Origin of the sequence: Nocardioides limicola, assembly GCF_016827675.1 — a bacterium.
In the GTDB taxonomy this organism is placed as follows: domain Bacteria; phylum Actinomycetota; class Actinomycetes; order Propionibacteriales; family Nocardioidaceae; genus Nocardioides; species Nocardioides limicola.
In genome coordinates this window covers 114,386-131,734 of sequence record NZ_JAERJA010000010.1, presented here as the reverse complement: position 1 = coordinate 131,734, position 17,349 = coordinate 114,386, and the positions used below count along the sequence as shown (strand labels likewise).

Annotated in this window: 13 protein-coding genes and 1 pseudogene; 1 reads left to right on the top strand and 13 read right to left on the bottom strand. The window is 70.0% G+C overall.

Going from position 1 to position 17,349, the window contains the following annotated elements:
• Nucleotides 1–969, bottom strand: a pseudogene (locus tag JKG67_RS15710) (DUF222 domain-containing protein); the annotation flags it as partial.
• Between the two features lie 124 nt (nucleotides 970–1,093).
• Between JKG67_RS15710 and JKG67_RS15705 the strand changes: the two are divergent.
• A complete protein-coding gene (locus tag JKG67_RS15705; RefSeq protein WP_203338276.1) occupies nucleotides 1,094–1,657 on the top strand; it encodes a protein-L-isoaspartate O-methyltransferase family protein in 564 nt (187 codons plus the stop codon).
• Between the two features lie 32 nt (nucleotides 1,658–1,689).
• Here JKG67_RS15705 and JKG67_RS15700 read toward each other — a convergent pair whose 3' ends face one another.
• The 12 genes from JKG67_RS15700 to JKG67_RS15645 all read right to left on the bottom strand — a co-directional run bounded on the left by JKG67_RS15700 (nucleotide 1,690) and on the right by JKG67_RS15645 (nucleotide 17,301).
• A complete protein-coding gene (locus JKG67_RS15700; RefSeq protein WP_203338275.1) occupies nucleotides 1,690–1,878 on the bottom strand; it encodes a hypothetical protein in 189 nt (62 codons plus the stop codon).
• Between the two features lie 835 nt (nucleotides 1,879–2,713).
• A complete protein-coding gene (locus JKG67_RS15695) occupies nucleotides 2,714–3,856 on the bottom strand; it encodes an acyl-CoA dehydrogenase family protein (protein ID WP_203338274.1) in 1,143 nt (380 codons plus the stop codon).
• 18 nt (nucleotides 3,857–3,874) lie between these two features.
• Nucleotides 3,875–5,050 carry an acyl-CoA dehydrogenase family protein gene (locus JKG67_RS15690; protein WP_238998541.1) on the bottom strand — a complete coding sequence of 392 codons (1,176 nt, stop codon included), beginning with the start codon at nucleotides 5,048–5,050 and terminating at the stop codon, nucleotides 3,875–3,877.
• Nucleotides 5,050–7,050 (bottom strand): acetyl/propionyl/methylcrotonyl-CoA carboxylase subunit alpha, encoded by a 2,001-nt coding sequence (locus JKG67_RS15685; protein WP_203338273.1) that lies wholly within the window; start codon nucleotides 7,048–7,050, stop codon nucleotides 5,050–5,052. Before JKG67_RS15685 ends, JKG67_RS15690 begins: the two co-directional genes overlap by 1 nt.
• Before the next feature lie 138 nt (nucleotides 7,051–7,188).
• Nucleotides 7,189–8,805, bottom strand: coding sequence for an acyl-CoA carboxylase subunit beta (locus tag JKG67_RS15680; protein ID WP_203338272.1), 1,617 nt, complete (start codon nucleotides 8,803–8,805; stop codon nucleotides 7,189–7,191).
• The gene (locus JKG67_RS15675; protein ID WP_307816594.1) at nucleotides 8,802–9,950 is read right to left on the bottom strand and encodes an acyl-CoA dehydrogenase family protein; all 1,149 of its coding nucleotides are present in this window, start codon (nucleotides 9,948–9,950) and stop codon (nucleotides 8,802–8,804) included. Before JKG67_RS15675 ends, JKG67_RS15680 begins: the two co-directional genes overlap by 4 nt.
• The gene (locus tag JKG67_RS15670; protein WP_203338270.1) at nucleotides 9,947–11,683 is read right to left on the bottom strand and encodes an acyclic terpene utilization AtuA family protein; all 1,737 of its coding nucleotides are present in this window, start codon (nucleotides 11,681–11,683) and stop codon (nucleotides 9,947–9,949) included. The genes JKG67_RS15675 and JKG67_RS15670 overlap by 4 nt, the downstream gene beginning before the upstream one ends.
• On the bottom strand, nucleotides 11,683–12,558 hold the full coding sequence (locus JKG67_RS15665; RefSeq protein WP_203338269.1) for a TIGR03084 family metal-binding protein: 876 nt from the start codon (nucleotides 12,556–12,558) through the stop codon (nucleotides 11,683–11,685). The genes JKG67_RS15670 and JKG67_RS15665 overlap by 1 nt, the downstream gene beginning before the upstream one ends.
• A complete protein-coding gene (locus JKG67_RS15660) occupies nucleotides 12,555–13,145 on the bottom strand; it encodes a TetR/AcrR family transcriptional regulator (RefSeq protein ID WP_238998540.1) in 591 nt (196 codons plus the stop codon). The genes JKG67_RS15665 and JKG67_RS15660 overlap by 4 nt, the downstream gene beginning before the upstream one ends.
• Nucleotides 13,146–13,334: 189 nt before the next feature.
• On the bottom strand, nucleotides 13,335–15,929 hold the full coding sequence (locus tag JKG67_RS15655; RefSeq protein WP_203338268.1) for an ABC transporter permease: 2,595 nt from the start codon (nucleotides 15,927–15,929) through the stop codon (nucleotides 13,335–13,337).
• Nucleotides 15,926–16,660 carry an ABC transporter ATP-binding protein gene (locus JKG67_RS15650; RefSeq protein ID WP_203338267.1) on the bottom strand — a complete coding sequence of 245 codons (735 nt, stop codon included), beginning with the start codon at nucleotides 16,658–16,660 and terminating at the stop codon, nucleotides 15,926–15,928. Before JKG67_RS15650 ends, JKG67_RS15655 begins: the two co-directional genes overlap by 4 nt.
• Nucleotides 16,657–17,301, bottom strand: a complete 645-nt coding sequence (locus tag JKG67_RS15645; RefSeq protein WP_203338266.1) for a PadR family transcriptional regulator — start codon at nucleotides 17,299–17,301, stop codon at nucleotides 16,657–16,659. The genes JKG67_RS15650 and JKG67_RS15645 overlap by 4 nt, the downstream gene beginning before the upstream one ends.
• Nucleotides 17,302–17,349: the final 48 nt, after the last annotated feature.

Below are 17,349 nucleotides of genomic sequence, written 5' to 3'. Positions count from 1 at the left end.
ATGCAACACCACCCGCCGGGTGGGTGGCCTCGATACATCGGCTCGTCCCTCGCCGACACTCGACCACCGACCCTCCGCTCCATTGCCCGGCGGTGTCTCGAGACCCCCACCCTCCGCTCCGTCACCCGGCGGTGTCTCGAGACCCCGACCCTGCGCTCCGTCACCCGGCGGTGTCTCGAAACCCCCGTCACTGTCCCCGCGGTCGTCGAGGTGGAGGTGGAGTTGGGTGCGGGCCAGCTCGCCGAGGGCTTTGGCGCGGCGTACGTTCAGCGTCTCGGTCGACCCGAGGGTCTTGTAGGACGCCGCCAACAGCGTCAACGCTTCCTGGAGATCGATCGCATCAGCGGCGTCGATGACCCCATTTACGCGGGCGTGGCAGACCTGCCCATCGATCAGATCATCAAGATCGATGTCGACCCGGCGACCCTCGAGGCCGTCGAGGCGGCGCTGCTCGGCCTCCTCGGGGTCATACCGGGTGATCGCCTCGTTCAGGATCCGGTCCAACGCGGTGGGACCGATCCGGCCCGCCGCGGGGGCGACCTGACCGTCGACCCACGCCGCCCCGGCCTGGGGGAGCTTCATCGTCTGGGACGCGATCCGGCGTGCCGCCCAGCCGGGGACCTCACCGGCACGGACCCGGGCCCAGGTCTTCCGCAGCCGGTGGGCCAGTTTCAGACACTCACCCAGATACCGCTTCGCCGACTCGGTGGATCGGCCGAGGGCGGCGGCGTACTCGATGACCGCGGATTCTGACACCTGAGGGGCACCCTCACCCGCCAGGGCGCAGGACCGGTCCCCGAACCAATGCCCGGCTGCGTCGGTGTCAGTGGTCGGGGTGTTGATCCCGCAGTACTTCACCGCCGCCACCATCTCGTCCCGGTCGGCCTCCGCGGCCGCTGCCCGGCGGGCGCGCACGAAGTCGAGCACCTCACCCGAGGCGTCGAGATCTTCGAGCTGCTCCGCCTTCATGAGAACAAGCCAACCAGGAGCCTCCGACATTTCCGGATGACCCCTCACACCCTGATCGGCGGTCGAGTAGCGAGCGCCAGCGAGCGTATCGAGACCCCGCCCACGAGGGGCTAACGTGAAGGACGTGGACACGCTGGTAGCCGAGGCGTTCGCGGCCACGCCGCGGGAGTGGTTCCTGCCCACGGACAAACGGGGTCAGGCCGGGTACGACGGGCCGTTGGCGATCGGCCACGACCAGACCAACTCCCAGCCGCGGACCGTGGCCGACATGCTGGAGCTGCTCGACGTCCGGCCCGGCATGTCCGTGCTCGACGTCGGCGCCGGCTCCGGCTGGACAACCGCCCTACTGGCCCACCTGGTGGGCCCCACCGGGACCGTCCGGGGCATCGAGCGGGTCGAGGCGCTGGTTGAGTTCGGCCGCCACAATCTGGAGCGGGCCGGGCGGCCGTGGGCAAGGATTCAACCCGCCACGCCCGGCGTGCTCGGCGACCCCGAGCACGCGCCGTACGAACGGATCCTGGTCTCGGCCGAGGCCGAGGCACTCCCCAGCGAACTCGTCGAACAACTCGCCGACGGTGCCACCATGGTGATCCCGGTGGCTGGCGAGATGCATCGGGTGGTCCGTGCCAGGCAAGACGTGATCGTGACCCGACACGGCCACTACAGGTTCGTGCCGCTGCTGCGCTGATCCCTCACCGGGGCTCACATCTCGAGTTGCTATCACAACCCCATGGCGCGGCCGACGATCTCCTTCATGATCTCGGTGATGCCGGGGTTGGGTCGGTGATGCACCGTTCCACCACAGTGGGCGATCCGCTGCTCGGCCTCCAACTCGGCGAGGGCTACCCGGGGGATCTGGCACGACGAGATCGGTGGGCCGGGAGGAACGCGTCGCCACCCCCAACCCACCCGGACCGCCCCTCCCACTCGAGCTGGGTTGCATTTCAAGTCAAGCGCATGCTGGCACGCGTCACTGCCCGGCTGCTACCGAAGAAGCACTCACTTCCTGGTCCAACGACTGGCGGGGATCAGTCTGAGTGCCTCTCTGGCGGCCTCATGAATGACGTCTCCCAGGGGAGCGCCCTCAAACTGTGTTTGCATACCCAGCAATGTGGCACGGGCAGCATCTCGGAGGTGCTTCTCATCTCGACCAAAGCTCCCGATGAGATAGATCGCAGCGACCTGCTGACCTAGTCCGAGCCTGAGCGTGCCAGCGTTGTTTGCGCGTTCGACCAACTCTTCAAAAAGCGCCGTCGTCTCTAGGCGTCGTTTCAGGCCGAAGTCCCGAAGCGCTGGTCGCGTTGCTCCGACAGCACCCCCCACCGTGAGTAGTGCAACGACCAGCGCTTGCCACAACCCCGGATCCGTAAGTACCTCTTTCATCCCCCCATACTCCAGGATTGCGCTCGGCGAGCACTCATCCAACGCGCCCAGGGGGAACGATCATGGGTATCCACCTAGGGGTCCCGTCCGCTGGAGGTTCGTGCGGTCAGTCCGACCACCGCCGCCGGTCGTCAGGATTCGATGTGACCTAGATCGCTGCTGCGGGCTGGTCGGCGGCAGCGTCTCGTGATCGAGCAGGGGTTGGAGGTGAGCCCGGCACCACGCCGTTTGGGTCAACTGCCCGTAGCCCACTCCCCTATCCCGATGCCCCAGCACTGACGCGTACCGGAGGGATACCGTCGCCGCCCCCGCGGATCCCGACACGGCCACTACAGGTTCGTGCCGCTGCTGCCGTGAGGCCTCAGAGCCCCATCGTGCGGCCGACGATCTCCTTCATGATCTCGGTGGTGCCGCCGTAGATGGTCTGGATCCGGGTGTCCAGGTAGGCCTTGGCGATCGGGTACTCGGTCATGTAGCCGTAGCCGCCATGCAACTGCAGGCACGCGTCCACCGTCTTCTTCTGCAACTCCGTGGTCCACCACTTGCCCGCCGCCGCATCGTCGATGGTCAACGTGCCGGCGTTCAACTCGGTGATGCACCGGTCCACCCAGACCTGGGCGATCCGCTGCTCGGTCTCCAACTCGGCCAACGTGAACCGGGTGTTCTGGAACGTCGAGATCGGGCGCCCGAACGCCTGCCGCTCCTTCACGTACTCCACCGTCATGTCGATCACGGTCCGGCAGGCCGCCGCCGCGACCACGCCGAGGGTGAGCCGCTCCTGCGGCAACTTCTCCATCAGATAGATGAAGCCCTGCCCCTCCTGGCCGAGGAGGTTCTCCTTCGGCACCCGTACGTCGTTGAAGAACAGCTCCGCGGTGTCCTGGGCCTTCAACCCGATCTTGTCCAGGTTGCGGCCCCGGTCGAAGCCCTCCATCCCCCGCTCCACCACCAGCAGCGAGGTGCCTGCAGCGCCCGCGCTGACATCGGTCTTGACCACCACGATCACCAGGTCGGCGTTGATGCCGTTGGAGATGAAGGTCTTGGAACCGTTGACGACATAGTGGTCGCCGTCCAGGCGCGCGGTGGTGGTCAACCCCTGCAGATCCGACCCGGCACCCGGCTCGGTCATCGCGATAGCGGTGATGATCTCACCGGAGCAGAACCCGGGCAGCCAGCGCTGCTTCTGCTCCTCGTTGGCGTAGGAGAGCAGGTAGCCCGACACCAGGTCGGTGTGCAGCGCGAAGCCCACCCCGCTGGCCCCGATCCGAGTCAACTCCTCCTGCAGCACCGCGTTGTAGCGGAAGTCGTTGACCCCACCGCCGCCGTACTCCTCAGGCATCATGAAGCCGAGCAGACCGAGCTCGCCGGCCTCCAGCCACAGCTCCCGGGGCACGATGCCGTCGGCCTCCCACTGCTCGTGGTGCGGCACCACCGACTTCTCGAGGAAGTTGCGGACGGTGTCGCGGAAGGCGTCGTGATCGGCGTCGAAGATGGTGCGCTGCATGAGGATCTCGATTCTGGGTCAGTAGGACTTGGGCAGGCCGAGGGTGTGCATGGCCACGAAGTTGAGGATCATCTCCCGGCTCACCGGCGCGATCCGGCCGAGCCGGGCGGCGATCAGCATGTTGGCGAGGCCGTACTCCACGGTCAGGCCGTTGCCGCCGTGGGTGTGCACCGCGGCATCGGTGGCACTGCAGGCCACCTCGCCGCCGGCGTACTTGGCCATGTTGGCGTACTCCCCGGCACCGAAGTCGTCGCCGGCGTCATAGAGAGCCGCCGCCTTCTGCCACAGCAGCCGCGCCTGCTCCAGCTCGATCTTCACCTTCGCCAGCGGGTGCTGGATCGCCTGGTGGGCGCCGATCGGCTGGTCCTTCCACACCGAGCGGGTCTTCGCGTACTCGACCGCCGCCTCCACGGCGTACCGGGCCATCCCGCAGGACAGCGCCGCACCCATGATCCGCTCCGGGTTGAGTCCGGCGAAGAGCTGCCAGAGGCCACCGTCCTCGTCGCCGACCAACGCATCGGCCGGCACCCGGACGTCGTCGAGGAAGAGGGTGAACTGCTTCTCCGGCGCCGACCAGGCCATCGGGATCGGCTGCCGGGTGAAGCCGGCCGCATCCGTGGGCACCACGAACAGAGCCGGCTTCAACTTGCCGGTCTTGGCGTCCTCGGTGCGCGCCACGATCAGCACCGACTGCGCCTCGTCGACACCGGAGATGAACGTCTTGTTGCCCGACAGCACCCACTCGTCGCCGTCGCGAGTCGCCGTGGTGGTGATCTGGTGAGCATTCGAGCCGGCGTCCGCCTCAGTGATCCCGAAGGCCATCAGCAAGGTGCCGTCGGCGATGCCCGGGAGCCACCGGCGCTTCTGTTCCTCGGTGCCGCAGCGGGTGATGATCGAGCCGCAGATCGCCGGACTGACCACCATCATCAGCAGCGGCGCGCCGGCTGCCGACGCCTCCTCGAGCACCGCAGCCAGGTCGGCCATGCCGCCGCCCCCGCCGCCGTGCTCCTCGGGGATGTTGACGCCCAAGAACCCGTTGCGGCCCATCTCCAGCCACATCTCGGTCATCTTGCCGCCACTGGCGGCCTGCTTCTCCACGAACTCACGGCCATACTTGCTGGCCAGCTTCTTCACGGCCTCGCGGAGCGCCACCCGCTCCTCGGGCTCGGTGAACATCGTCGCTGCCTCTGCCATCACTGCTCTCCTTCTGCTTCGTCGGGGGTGACCACCGCGAGCACCACGCCCGCTTCGACCTGCGCGCCTTCGGCAGCCGGCAGTTCGGTGACCGTGCCGGCGTACGGCGCGGCGATGGTGTGCTGCATCTTCATGGCCTCCATCACCAGGATGGGCTGGCCCTCGGCGACCACGTCACCGAGTTGGGCGCGGACCGCGACCACGCTCCCGGGCATCGGCGCCAGCAGCGATCCGGCGGCGACCTGGTCGGCCGGGTCGATGAAGCGGGGGCGGCGTGTCAACGCCACGTGGCCCAACGGCGACTCGACGTCCACCCGGTCGGCGTCGACGAAGATCCGGAAGGTACGACGCACCCCGGCCACGTCGAGGATCACCTGCCGGCCGTCGACGTCGAGGACCGTGATGTCATCGCGGTCGGCCGAGCGCAGCTGGCGGCCTCCGTACCAGCGGACGTCCACCTCGTCCTCGCCGAGCCAGAAGCCGGTGACCTGCGGCCCCGCCACCACGTTGCGCCACCCGGCGGGGATCCGTCGCTGCACCGGTGCGCTCAGCCGGGCCTGTTCGGCCAGGAAGATCGCCGCCGCGAAGGCGGAGACCTCCACGGTCTCCGGCCCGCCGGGGGCCGCGCCGAGCACCGACAGGTCGGCGCCGTCCAGCCAGGTGGTGTCCATCCGGGCCTCGACGACCACCGGGTCCCGGAGCAGGTTGACCAGCAGGTCCCGGTTCGTCTTCAGGCCGTGCAACTCCGCGCGCGCCAGCGCACCGGCCAACTGGCGCAGCGCCTGGTCGCGGGTCGGCGCCCAGGCGATCACCTTGGCGATCATCGCGTCGTAGAAGGTGCCGATCTCGTCACCGGATCCGACGCCGGAGTCCAGCCGGATCCCGTACGACGACGGGTTGGCGAACTCGGCCACCACCCCGGGCAGTTCGAACCGGGTGATCCGCCCCGACTGCGGCTGATAGCCGGCCGCCGGGTCCTCGGCGTAGAGCCGCACCTCGATCGCGTGCCCGCGAGGCGCCACCTCGAGCGTATCGAGACCACGCCCCTCGGCCACCGCCAACTGCAGCGCCACCAGGTCCAGCCCGGTCACCGCCTCGGTGACCGGGTGCTCCACCTGGAGGCGGGTGTTCATCTCCAGGAAGTAGAACCGGTCCTTCGCGGTGTCATAGAGGAACTCCACGGTCCCCGCACCCCGATAGTCGATCGCCTCGGCGGCCGCCTTCGCTGCCTCATGCAACGCCTTCCGGGTGGCCTCGGGCAGCGACGGGGCGGGCGCCTCCTCGATCACCTTCTGGTGCCGGCGCTGCACCGAGCAGTCACGCTCACCGAGCACCAGGGTCCCTTCCGGCGTACCCATCACCTGCACCTCGATGTGCCGACCATGCTGCACGTACGGCTCCACGAAGACGGTGCCGTCACCGAACGCAGAGGCCGCCTCGGCCTCAGCCGCTGCGACCTCACCGGCGAGCGCGTCAAGGTCGCGGACGATCCGCATCCCGCGGCCGCCACCACCGGCCGAGGCCTTGACCAGCAGCGGGGTCTCGATGCGCTCGCCGGCGCTCGCTACTCGACCGCCGGAGACGATCTCATCGCCGTTCCACGACGGGAGCACGGGGACGCCAGCGGCCTCCATCAGCTTCTTGGACTCGATCTTGGAGCCCATCTGCTCGATCGAGGACGGGTCGGGCCCGATCCAGGTCAGCCCTGCTGCGCGGACCTGCCGGGCGAAGTCGGCGTTCTCGGAGAGGAAGCCGTAGCCGGGGTGGATCGCATCCGCCCCGGTCCGCCGTGCGGCCTCGATGATGAGGTCACCACGCAGGTAGGTCTCGGCCGGGGTGTTTCCGGGCAGGTGCACCGCGGCGTCGGCGTCGGCGACGAACGGCATGCCAGCGTCCGCATCCGAGTGCACCGCCACGGTGCCGATGCCCAACTCCCGGCAGGTGCGGAAGACGCGCCGGGCGATCTCTCCCCGGTTCGCCACCAAGACTCTCGTGATCATCGGACTGCTCCTCCACATTGATCGGTGTCATCTCGACGCACGAGAACTAACACTTCGTCGGTTCTGGGCCCCGGCGGGGCCCCTGAACCACAGACCACCGGAACGGGTCCGCGCAACCACTCACCCACCGCAACCACCTCACATCCGGAAGACGCCGAAGTTCATGGCGCCTTCGATGGGTTGGTTGTCGATCACCGACAGGCAGATGCCGAGCACGGTGCGGGTGTCGCGCGGGTCGATGACCCCGTCGTCGTACACCATCCCGGAGAGGAAGTAGGGCAGCGACTGCTCCTCCACCATCGCCTCGACCATCTCCTTGATGCCCGAGAACTCCTCGGCGTTGAAGGGCTGGCCCTTCTTCTCCGCGGACTCGCGCGCGACGATCTCCAGGACGCCCGCCAACTGCTGCGGGCCCATCACCGCGGACTTCGCCGACGGCCAGGTGAACAGGAACCGGGGGTCGTAGGCGCGCCCGTTCATGCCGTAGTTGCCGGCGCCGTAGGAGGCGCCCATGATCACGGTCAGGTGCGGCACCCTCGAGTTCGACACCGCGTTGATCATCATCGCGCCGTGCTTGATGATGCCGCCCTGCTCGTACTCGGTGCCGACCATGTAGCCGGTGGTGTTGTGCAGGAACAGCAGCGGCGTGTCCTTCTGGTTCGCCAACTGGATGAACTGGGCAGCCTTCTGCGCCTCCTCGCTCATCAACACCCCGCGGGCGTTGGCCAGGATGCCGATCTGACGCCCGTGCAGCCGCGCCCAGCCCACACACAGTGCGGAGCCGTACAGCGGCTTGAACTCGTCGAAGGCGACCTCGTTGCCCGGCCCCGAACCGTCCACGATCCGCAGGATCGCCTCGCGGGGGTCGAACGGCTCCTTGAGGTCGGTGGGGATCAGGTCGAGCAGCTCCTCGGGGTCCCGGTCCGGCTCCAGGTAGTCCCCGGTCGGGCTGTCGCCCTGCTTGCGCCAGTTCAACCGGGCGACGGTACGACGTGCCAGCCGGATCGCGTCGTACTCGTCGACCGCGAGGAAGTCCGAGGAGCCGGAGATCCTCGAGTGCATCTCGGCGCCGCCGAGGCTCTCGTCGTCGGTCACCTCACCGGTGGCCATCTTGACCAGCGGCGGCCCGGCCAGGAACACCTTGGCCTGCTCCTTGACCATGATCACGTAGTCGCTCATCCCGGGCACGTAGGCGCCGCCCGCGGTGGAGTTGCCGAAGACCACCGAGATCGTCGGCTGCTTGCGCGCCGAGGCCCGGGTCAGGTCGCGGAACCCCTTGCCGCCGGGGATGAAGATCTCCTTCTGGGTCGGCAGGTCCGCGCCGCCGGATTCGGTGAGGTTGATCAGCGGCAGGAAGTTCTTCTCCGCGATCTCACCGGCCCGGAACGACTTCTTCAGCGACCACGGGTTCAGCGCGCCGCCCTTGACGGTCGGGTCGTTGGCGACGATCAGGCACTCGACGCCCTCGACCACACCGATGCCGGTGACCAGGCTGGCACCGACCTTGAAGTCGCTGCCCCAGCCGGCCAGCGGCATCAGTTCCAGGAAGGCCGAACCCTCGTCGACGAGCAGTTCGATCCGTTCCCGGGCGGTGAGCTTGCCACGCTCGCGGTGGCGGGTCACGTACTTCTCGCCGCCGCCCTCGATGGCCTTGGCCTGCTCCGCGTGCAGCTCGTCGAGCTTGGTGAGCATCGCGGCTCGGCGCTGCTGCTCGACGCTGAGCTCCTCGGTGGTGTCCTGCATCGTCTCGGTCATGCGCTGTATCCCAACAGTCGTGCGGCCAGGTCGGTGAGCACTTCGGTCGCGCCGCCGCCGATCGGCAGCAGCCGGGCGTCGCGGTAGTGCCGCTCCACCTCGGTGCCGTGCATGTAGCCGGCGCCGCCGAAGAGCTGCACCGCCTCGTTGGTGACGTCGACCGCGGTCTCGACGGCGGTCTGCTTGGCCAGGCAGGCCTCGGCGATCACCGACTCGCCGGCGACGTGCCGGGTGGCGACGTCGAGGGTGTAGGTGCGGGCCACCTCGACCTGGCGGTGCATCTCCACCAGCTTGGCGCGGACCACCTGGTTGCGGTTCAGGGGCTTGCCGAACGTCTCCCGCTCCCGGCAGTACTGCGCGGCGAGCGTCAGCGCGCGCTTCGCGTGGCCGTAGCCCATCAGCGCCAGGAAGATCCGCTCCACCACGAACTGCTCGGCGATGTAGTAGAAGGCCTGGTTCTCGGCGCCGATCAGGTTCCCGGCCGGCACCCGCACGTCGACATACGAGAGCTCCGCGGTGTCCGAGGCGTGCCAGCCCATCTTGCGCAGTGGCCGGGTGACCGTGAACCCGGGGGTGTCCTTGTCGACGACGATCAAGGAGAGGCCGCCGTGCCCGGCCTCGCCGGTGCGCACCGCCGTGGTGACGAAGTCGGCGCGCACCCCGGAGGTGATGAACGTCTTGGACCCGTTGATCACGAAGTGGTCGCCGTCGCGGACGGCCCGGGTGGTGATCCCGGCGACATCGGAGCCGCCGCCGGGCTCGGTGACCGCCAGCGAACCGATCAGCTCTCCGGCCAGCGTCGGCCGGGCGTACCGATCGACCAGGTCCGTGGACCCGTGGGCGATCAGGTGCGGCAACGCGATGCCGTGGGTGAAGAGCGAGGCCATCAGACCGCCGGAGGCGCCGGCCTCCATGAACCCTTCCTGCATCGCGCAGCCGTCGAGGAGGTCGCCGCCCTGACCGCCGGCCTCCTCGGGGTAGCCGACCCCCAGCAGCCCCTGCTTGGCCGCGGCCCGATGCAGGTCGCGGGGCAGTTCGCCGGCGTCCTCCCAGTCATCGAGGTGCGGCTGGATCTCGCGGCGGGTGAACTCGGCCGCGGCCTCCTTCAGTGCCTGTCGCTCCGGCGACCAGGTCGAGATGCTCACAGCAGACGTCCTTCCACGTTGACGAGTCGGGACAGGACCCATTCACCGAGTCCCTTGGCTTGCGGGTCGAAGCGGGTGGACGCCGCGACGCCCTCGCCCAGCAGCCCGCGGATCAGCACGTTGACGCCACCGAGGTTCGGCAGCACGTGCACCTCGATGTCGAGGTCGGCGGCCTCGGGGATGAGCTCGCGCACCATCCGCGGGTTCATCAGCTTGGTCAGCCAGGTGACCCGCTCGGCATGGAGCGGTGAGCCGTCGTTGACCACCCAGAGGCCGAGGTTCGCGTCGCCGCCCTTGTCCCCGGAGCGGGCGTGCACGAACGACCCGAGCGGCACCCGGCGGGTGATCGTGTCGGTCGGTGCCGGGAACGGCGAGGGACGCAGGCTGACGCCGGTGTCCACCGCGGCCACGGTCTCGGCCGGCTCGGGCGCCTCGATCCGGGTCCCGTCGGCGAGCACCACCACGTGGCTGACCAGCTCCCGGTCGACGTACACGGGACGGAAGACGCCGTACGGCGACGGCTTGGCCGGCGGGGCGGTCAAGGTGAAGCCGGGGTAGGAGCCCAACGCCAACTCGACGGCGGCCGAGGTGAACGCCTTGCCGACCTTGTTCATGTCCGGGTCCAGCACGGTGCAGCGCAGCCGGGCCGAGGCGGCCTCCTCGGTGGCCGCGTCGACGATCCGGTCCGGGATGGGTGACCAGTCGACGACCGCCGGCGGGTCGGCGGCCATCGCCGCGGTGAGCTGGGTGCGGACCCAGTCGGCCTTCTCCTTCAGGTGCAGGCCGGTGACGACGAGTTCGACGCTGTTGCGCCAGCCGCCGAGCTCGTTGAGGGAGACCTTGAGCGTGGCCGGCGGTGGCGATCCCTTCACACCGCTGATCAGCACCCGGTCGTCGCCGGCGTCGCTGAGCTGGATGGTGTCGAGGTGGGTCGTGACATCGGGCCCCAGGTAGCGGCTCGACTGGATCTCGTAGAGCAACTGGGCGGTGACCGTATCCACGGTGACCGCGCCCCCGGTGCCGGGGTGCTTGGTGATCACCGACGACCCGTCGGCATTGATCTCGGCGAGCGGGAAGCCGAGCGGCACGTCGGGGTTGATCCGGCCGTCCGCGATCAGCTCGACGAAGCCGGAGAAGTTCCCGCCGACGGCCTGGGTGCCGCATTCGAGGATGTGTCCGGCGACCACGGCGCCGGCCAGTTCGTCGTACGCATCGGTGCCCCAGCCGTGGTGCCAGATGGCGGGCCCGACGACCACGGAGGCGTCGGTGACCCGTCCGGTGACCACCACGTCGGCGCCGGCGCCCAGCGCGGCCGCGATGCCGTGGCCGCCCAGGTAGGCGTTGGCGGTCAGTGCGTTGTCCCAGCCCAGGTCGGCGGCCCGGTGCTTGAGATCGTCGCCCTCCACGTGCGCGATCACCGGGTCCAGGCCGAGGCCCTGGGCGACCTCGCGGAGCTTCTCGGCCAGCCCGGCGGGGTTGAGTCCGCCGGCGTTGCTGACGATCCGGACCTTGCGCTCCAGCGCCTCGCCGAGGCAGTCCTCGGCCTGACGCACGAAGGTGCGCGCGTAGCCGAGGTTGGCGTCACGCATCGTGTCCTTGCCGAGGATCAGCATGGTCAGCTCGGCGAGGTAGTCGCCGGTGAGGACGTCCAACGGGCCGCCGGTGAGCATCTCGCGCATGGCCGAGAGCCGGTCGCCGTAGAAGCCGGAGCAGTTGCCGATCCTCAAGGTCATCAGGCGTCCTTTCGCTGATCGAGGTCGTTGGGCTGGGCGGGCTGGTCGTCCCCGGGGACGTGGGCGCCGGGCTCCCGGCCGCCGCCCGCGGGGCCGGCGAACGCCTGGGCGACGTCGAGCCAGGTGTCGGCGTCGGCACCGACCGCGACCAGGTCGAGGTCGTCACGGTGGCGACGCTGGGTGACCCGGAGGCAGAAGTGGTACGCCGAGCCGGTGATCCGCTGCTCGGCCTCGGCCGGCCCGAACTGCCAGACCTCGCCCGAAGGCGCGGTGAGGGTCAGCCCGATGTCGGCGGTGGGTGGTTCGAGGCCGGCGTTGATGAACGCGAAGTTGCGGGTCCGGAAGCCCAGGTTGGCGACCTGCTTGATCCGGTCGGTGGGTGCCGGCACCTCGGCCAGGCCCGCCTCCGCCAGCCCCTCGGCGACGTCGAGGGTGTGCGCCCAGGTCTCCATGAACCGGGCGGTGGCCATCGAGGTGGCCGACATCGGCGGCCCGAACCAGGGCAGCTTCTCGCCGTCGGGGTAGTCGGTGAGCGCCTTCCACAAGGCGGTCCGGGAGGTGCGCCAGCGCTCGAGCAGGTCCGCCGGCGAGGCCTTGGCCCCGTCGGCGGCGCCGGCGTCGACGAACCCGGTCGGGTCCGCGATCGCCTGCAGGACGAGCTCGTCCCAGCTCTCCTTGTCGGTGCGGGCACCGGCGGCGAGCAGCGCCGCCTCGTCGGTCCAGGCCAGGTGCGCGACCTGGTGGGCGATATCCCACCCCTCGGCGGGGGTGGCGGTCTGCCAGGCGGCGGCCGCCAGCGGGGCGACCAGGTCGTCGAGGGCCTGGGTCTCGGCCTCGAGGTCGGCGAGTACGCCGGCGAGAACGGGGTTGGTCATCGGGCCTCCTGAAGGGCTGCGTCGAGGGTGGTCGCCCACTGGTCGAGGATGCGGCTGCGGCGGCGACGGTCGTCGGAGATGGTGTTGGCCAGCCCGAGGCCGCGGACCAGGTCGAGGGTGGCCTGGACCAGTTCCCGCAGCCCCGGCTTCGACTCGTCCACCCCCAGCAGATCCACGGTCAGCCGGTGCGTCTCGCGGCCGAGCCGGTTCTCCAGGGGGGCGAGCTCGGTGAGCAGTTGCGGGTCGGTGCGGGCGGCCACCCACAACTCCAGGGCGGCGGTGAAGACCGGCCCGGCGAAGTGGTCGCCGAGCATGTGCAGCACCGCGCGGGTGCGGCCTTCGCCGGTGGGCATGGTCGCGGCGGCCGCCCGCAGTTCGGCGCCGCGGACCTCCATCAGGTGCTGGACCGCGGCCAGGACCAGGTCGTTCTTGGTCGGGAAGTGGTGCAGTTGGGCACCCCGGGACACCCCGGCACGCTGGGAGACCAGTGTCGTGGTGGTGCCGGCGAAGCCGTGCTCGACCAGGCAGTCCACGCACGCCTCAAGGAGCCGGGCCCGCATGGCGCGGGTCCGCTCCGTCTGGGACATGCGGGCGCGCTCCTCGCTCCCGGTCCTGGCCACCTGCGTCACGCCCCCATCCTGACCCAGGGAGTAACAAACAGTCAAGCCTGACTTTTTTCGCCGAGTTGGGCCTTATCCGCGTCGAGTTGGGCCTTATCCGCGTCGAGTTGGGCCCTATCCGCGCCGACTTGGGCCCCATCCGCGCCGAGTTGGGCCTCAGTCGAGGCGCGCCACCATCGGCAGTCGAGTGCGCGCCGTCGCCGCAATGACGGCCGCGGTGAGGACCGGGAGACCGAGGACCACGGCGCCGATCATCAGCCAGGGCACCTCGAAGAAGGGCCCACTGTCACCGAAGTGGGTCAGCGGCACGGAGATCGCCCAGCCCGGCACGAAGCCCACGACCACCCCCAGCAACGCTCCGGTGAGGCTCACCACCACGGCGTACGACGTAGCGATCCGGCGGCGCGTCCGTGGCGGCGCCCCGACCGCCGACATGGTGGCCAGATCCGGCCTGGCGTCGGCCAGCGCCAGAGCGGTGGCGGTGATGGTGCCACCCAGCATCAGCACACCACCCAACAGGCCGAGCAGCAGCTTGGCGATCAGGATGGACCGGTCCTCCCGGTAGCCCCGCTCCACATAGAGGCCGGCGTCGAGGACGGCGAGCATCTCCTCGGCGTCGACCGCCTGACTCCGGGACAGCCCGTCGACCAGCAGGTGCGAACTGGTGTCGAGGCCCCAGTCCTGCGCCAGTCGCGTCGAGATGATCACCGGCCCCTTGGCCTCACCGTCGCCGGCGACCAGGATCAGCGGGTGTTCGCCGTACTCCTGCGGGTCCAGCATCTCGCCCGTCTCGTGGTCCCAGTCGTTGGCGACGACGGCGACTCGGCCGCTGGCGGCAGGGGTGAGATCAAGGACGACCACTCCGCCGGCGGTCAGCGCCCGGTCGGCCTCGGCGCGGTGCTCGGCCGGGAAGCCGGGCACGGCCTCGGGCACCGAGTCGGCGACGATCACCCCGCCGTCGAGGACGTTGCTCCACCACTCCCGCGGATACTCCTCACCGACGACGTGGAACTCGAGGTAGGCCCCCGCGGTGCTCACCTCGATGAACTCGGCCTCCGGGGCGACCTGCCGGATCGTCGCGGTGACCGCCTCCCGGTCACCGGGATGGTGGACCTGACCCCAGCCGTGAGCGAGCCTCGGCTGGTAGGTCTCCCGATTCTCCGCCGCGTCGCTGGTCATGGCGATCCCCAGCGCCACCACCCCGGCGACCGTCGCCGCCACCGCAGCCACCGCGGGGGCCGTGCGCGTCCGGTGGCGAGCCGCGTCCCGGCCGGCGAACCGGAGCGGCAGCGGCCCGAAGCGGACGAGGCGACCGACCCCGGAGACCACCAACGGCACCAGCATCACCATGCCGAGCACGCAGACGATCGCCGACACCGCGATCAGGAACTCGCCGCGGTACTGCCGGGTGCCGGCCACTGCCAACGCCACCCCGACTCCGAAGACGAGCACCCCGATCAGTGGCATCACTATCGAGGGGCGGGACTGGCCGCGCCGCCCCGCCAGCACCAGCACCGGGTCCTGCCGGGAGGCGATCCAGGCCGGCACCAGGGCGGCCAGCAACGCACTGATCAACCCGAAGCCGGCCACCACGCCGAGCACCGGCCACGGCACCTCGAAGGGGCCCGGGTACTCCCAACTCAACTGGGCTACCGCCGGCACGGCCAACCAGGCGACGCCGATGCCGAGAAGCGTGCCGAGCAGGCCGGCGGTGACCCCGAGCACCACCGCGGAGGCCAGCACCACCCGCCGTGCCTGCGCGGGGGTGGCGCCGCCGGTGGCACTCATCAGCGCGAGGGTCCGCGCCTGCCGACGCGCGCCCACCGCGAACGCCGGCCCGGCCAACAGCACCACCTCGATCAGCACCATGGTCGCGATCAGCGCCAGGATGATCAAGACGGTGTCGTCGACGTAGTCGTCGAGGTAGGCGAACTCCTCGGGCAGGTCCTCGAGCCCCGGCGGATTGCTGAGCACCGACCGGGAGACGACGGCCGCGCCCACCTGGTTCAGCCGCAGCACGTCGTCCCAGGTGACCGGGTCGCCACCGACCAGCCACCCGTGCTGATACCCGTCGAAGGCGCCGAAGCCGCCCGGGCGAGAGAGAGCGAGCCGCGCGGAGCGCAGCCGGGTGGACTCCACGATGCCGACGATCTCCAGGTGACGCACCGACTCCGTGTCGGTGACCGGGTCGACGGTGGTGACGGTCAGGGTCTCACCCAGCGTCGGTCCGCGCTCGGCCAGTGCCTTGTTGACGGTGACCTCGTCCGGGGTCGCGGCGAACCTGCCCTCGGTGACCCGGAACAGCCCCTCGATCAGCGGAGAGTCGAAGTCGGCTTCGATCGCCCTGGCACCGGTGGAGCCCAAGGAGGTGCCGACCGAGATCCAGCCGTCACGCAGGGCGGTGACCGGTCGGTCCCCGGGCCCACCGTCCAGCGCCGCGGCCATCTCGGGCCAGGTGGGGTCGGTGAGCCGGCCGGTCTCTTGACCGTGACCGTCGTCCGGGTCGAAACGCTGGATCACCCGAGTGACGCCTGGATCCACCCGGATCATCGCCTCGCCGGCACCGACCCGGCGCTCCAGCGCCTCGTCGCTGGCCACGTCGTACGTCGCCCACATCACCGCCGCCGTGGAGACGGCGACCACCGGCAGCATCAGCAGCGCGAGGACCAGGGCGCTACGGGCCCGGGCCCGCCGGGTGTCTCGGGCGGCGATCCTGAGCGCGGCCCGCCAACCCGCCCACCAGCGGCTCATCCGACGTGCTTTCCGGACAGCAGGTCGTCGGCAGCGTCGGCGCCGGACTCATCGATCACGACGCCGTCGCGCAGGAAGACCACCCGGTCGGCCCAGGCGGCGTGCCGCGCCTCGTGGGTGACCAGCACGCCGGCGGCGCCGGCATCGCAGCGGGCGCGGAGCAGCCGCAGCACCTCCTCACCGGTGTGTGAGTCCAGGGCGCCGGTCGGTTCGTCGGCCAGGATGAGCCGGCGGTTGCCGACGACGGCCCGGGCGATCGCCACCCGCTGCTGCTGGCCACCGGACATCTCGTCGGGGAACCGGTCCGCGAGATCCTCCAGGCCGACCTCGGCCAGGGCGGCGCGAGCGGCCTTGCGTGCGGTGGCGGTCCGTACGCCGTCGAGTTCAACCGGGAGGGCGACGTTCTCCGCCGCGGTGAGCGCGGGGATCAGGTTGAAGTCCTGGAAGACGTAGCCGATCGAGGTACGCCGGAGCCTGGCCCTCTCCTTGGCGTTGAGCGAGCCGAGCTCGACACCTTCCACGGTGACGGTGCCGGAGGTGGGTGTGTCGAGCCCTCCGGCCAGGGCGAGCAGGGTGGACTTGCCGGACCCCGAGGGGCCCATGACCGCGACCAGTTCCCCTGGGCGGGCCACGAAGCCGATGCCGCGCAGCGCGTGCACCTCACCGGCACCTTCACCATGGATCCGAGTGACGCCGTCGAGACGGAGGACGGGCTGGCTGTCGGTGATCATCGTCGTACCTTCCGAGAGGGGGTGGGCACCGGGGCGGGCGGCTCCGAGGCCTGGCTGGCTGCGGCCTGGCTGGCTGCGGCCTGGGCGGCTGCAGTTCGGGTGGATGCGACTCGCGCAAGACGCGCCTCGCAGTGGTCGAGCCAACGGACCTCCGCCTCGGCGGCGAAGATCAGCGAGTCCAGGACCAGGCTCCAGGCCAGGTCTGCGCGCGGGTCGTCGGAGTCCTCGAGCCGCTCGGTCGCGGTCCTCTTCAGCCGGGTGTAGTCCTGCAGGGCGCCGATGGTGGCGGTGCGCTGGGCCTGGATCACTGCCGGTACGTCGACTCCGGGGACCGTGACCGCGAGGGCGAGCTTGATGGCGAGCTCATCGCGCGGCGGTTGGTTGCGTGCCACCGGTGAGGCGAACCAGGCGGCGACCTCGGCGCTGCCGCTCTCGGTGACGGCGTACATGACATGGCCTTCGTCGTCGGTGCCCGCGCTGGCGATGAGGTCGTCGCGCTCGAGGCGGGCCAACGTGGTGTAGACCTGCCCGACGTTGAGCGGCCAGGTGGCGCCGGTGCGGGACTCGAACTCAGCCCGGAGCTGGTAGCCGTACATCGGGCCGGCGTCGAGGAGGGCCAGCAGGCCGTGTTTGATCGACATACTGAGTATGTATACCACGTATGCAGGACGTTTCGGGCCTCGCGGGCA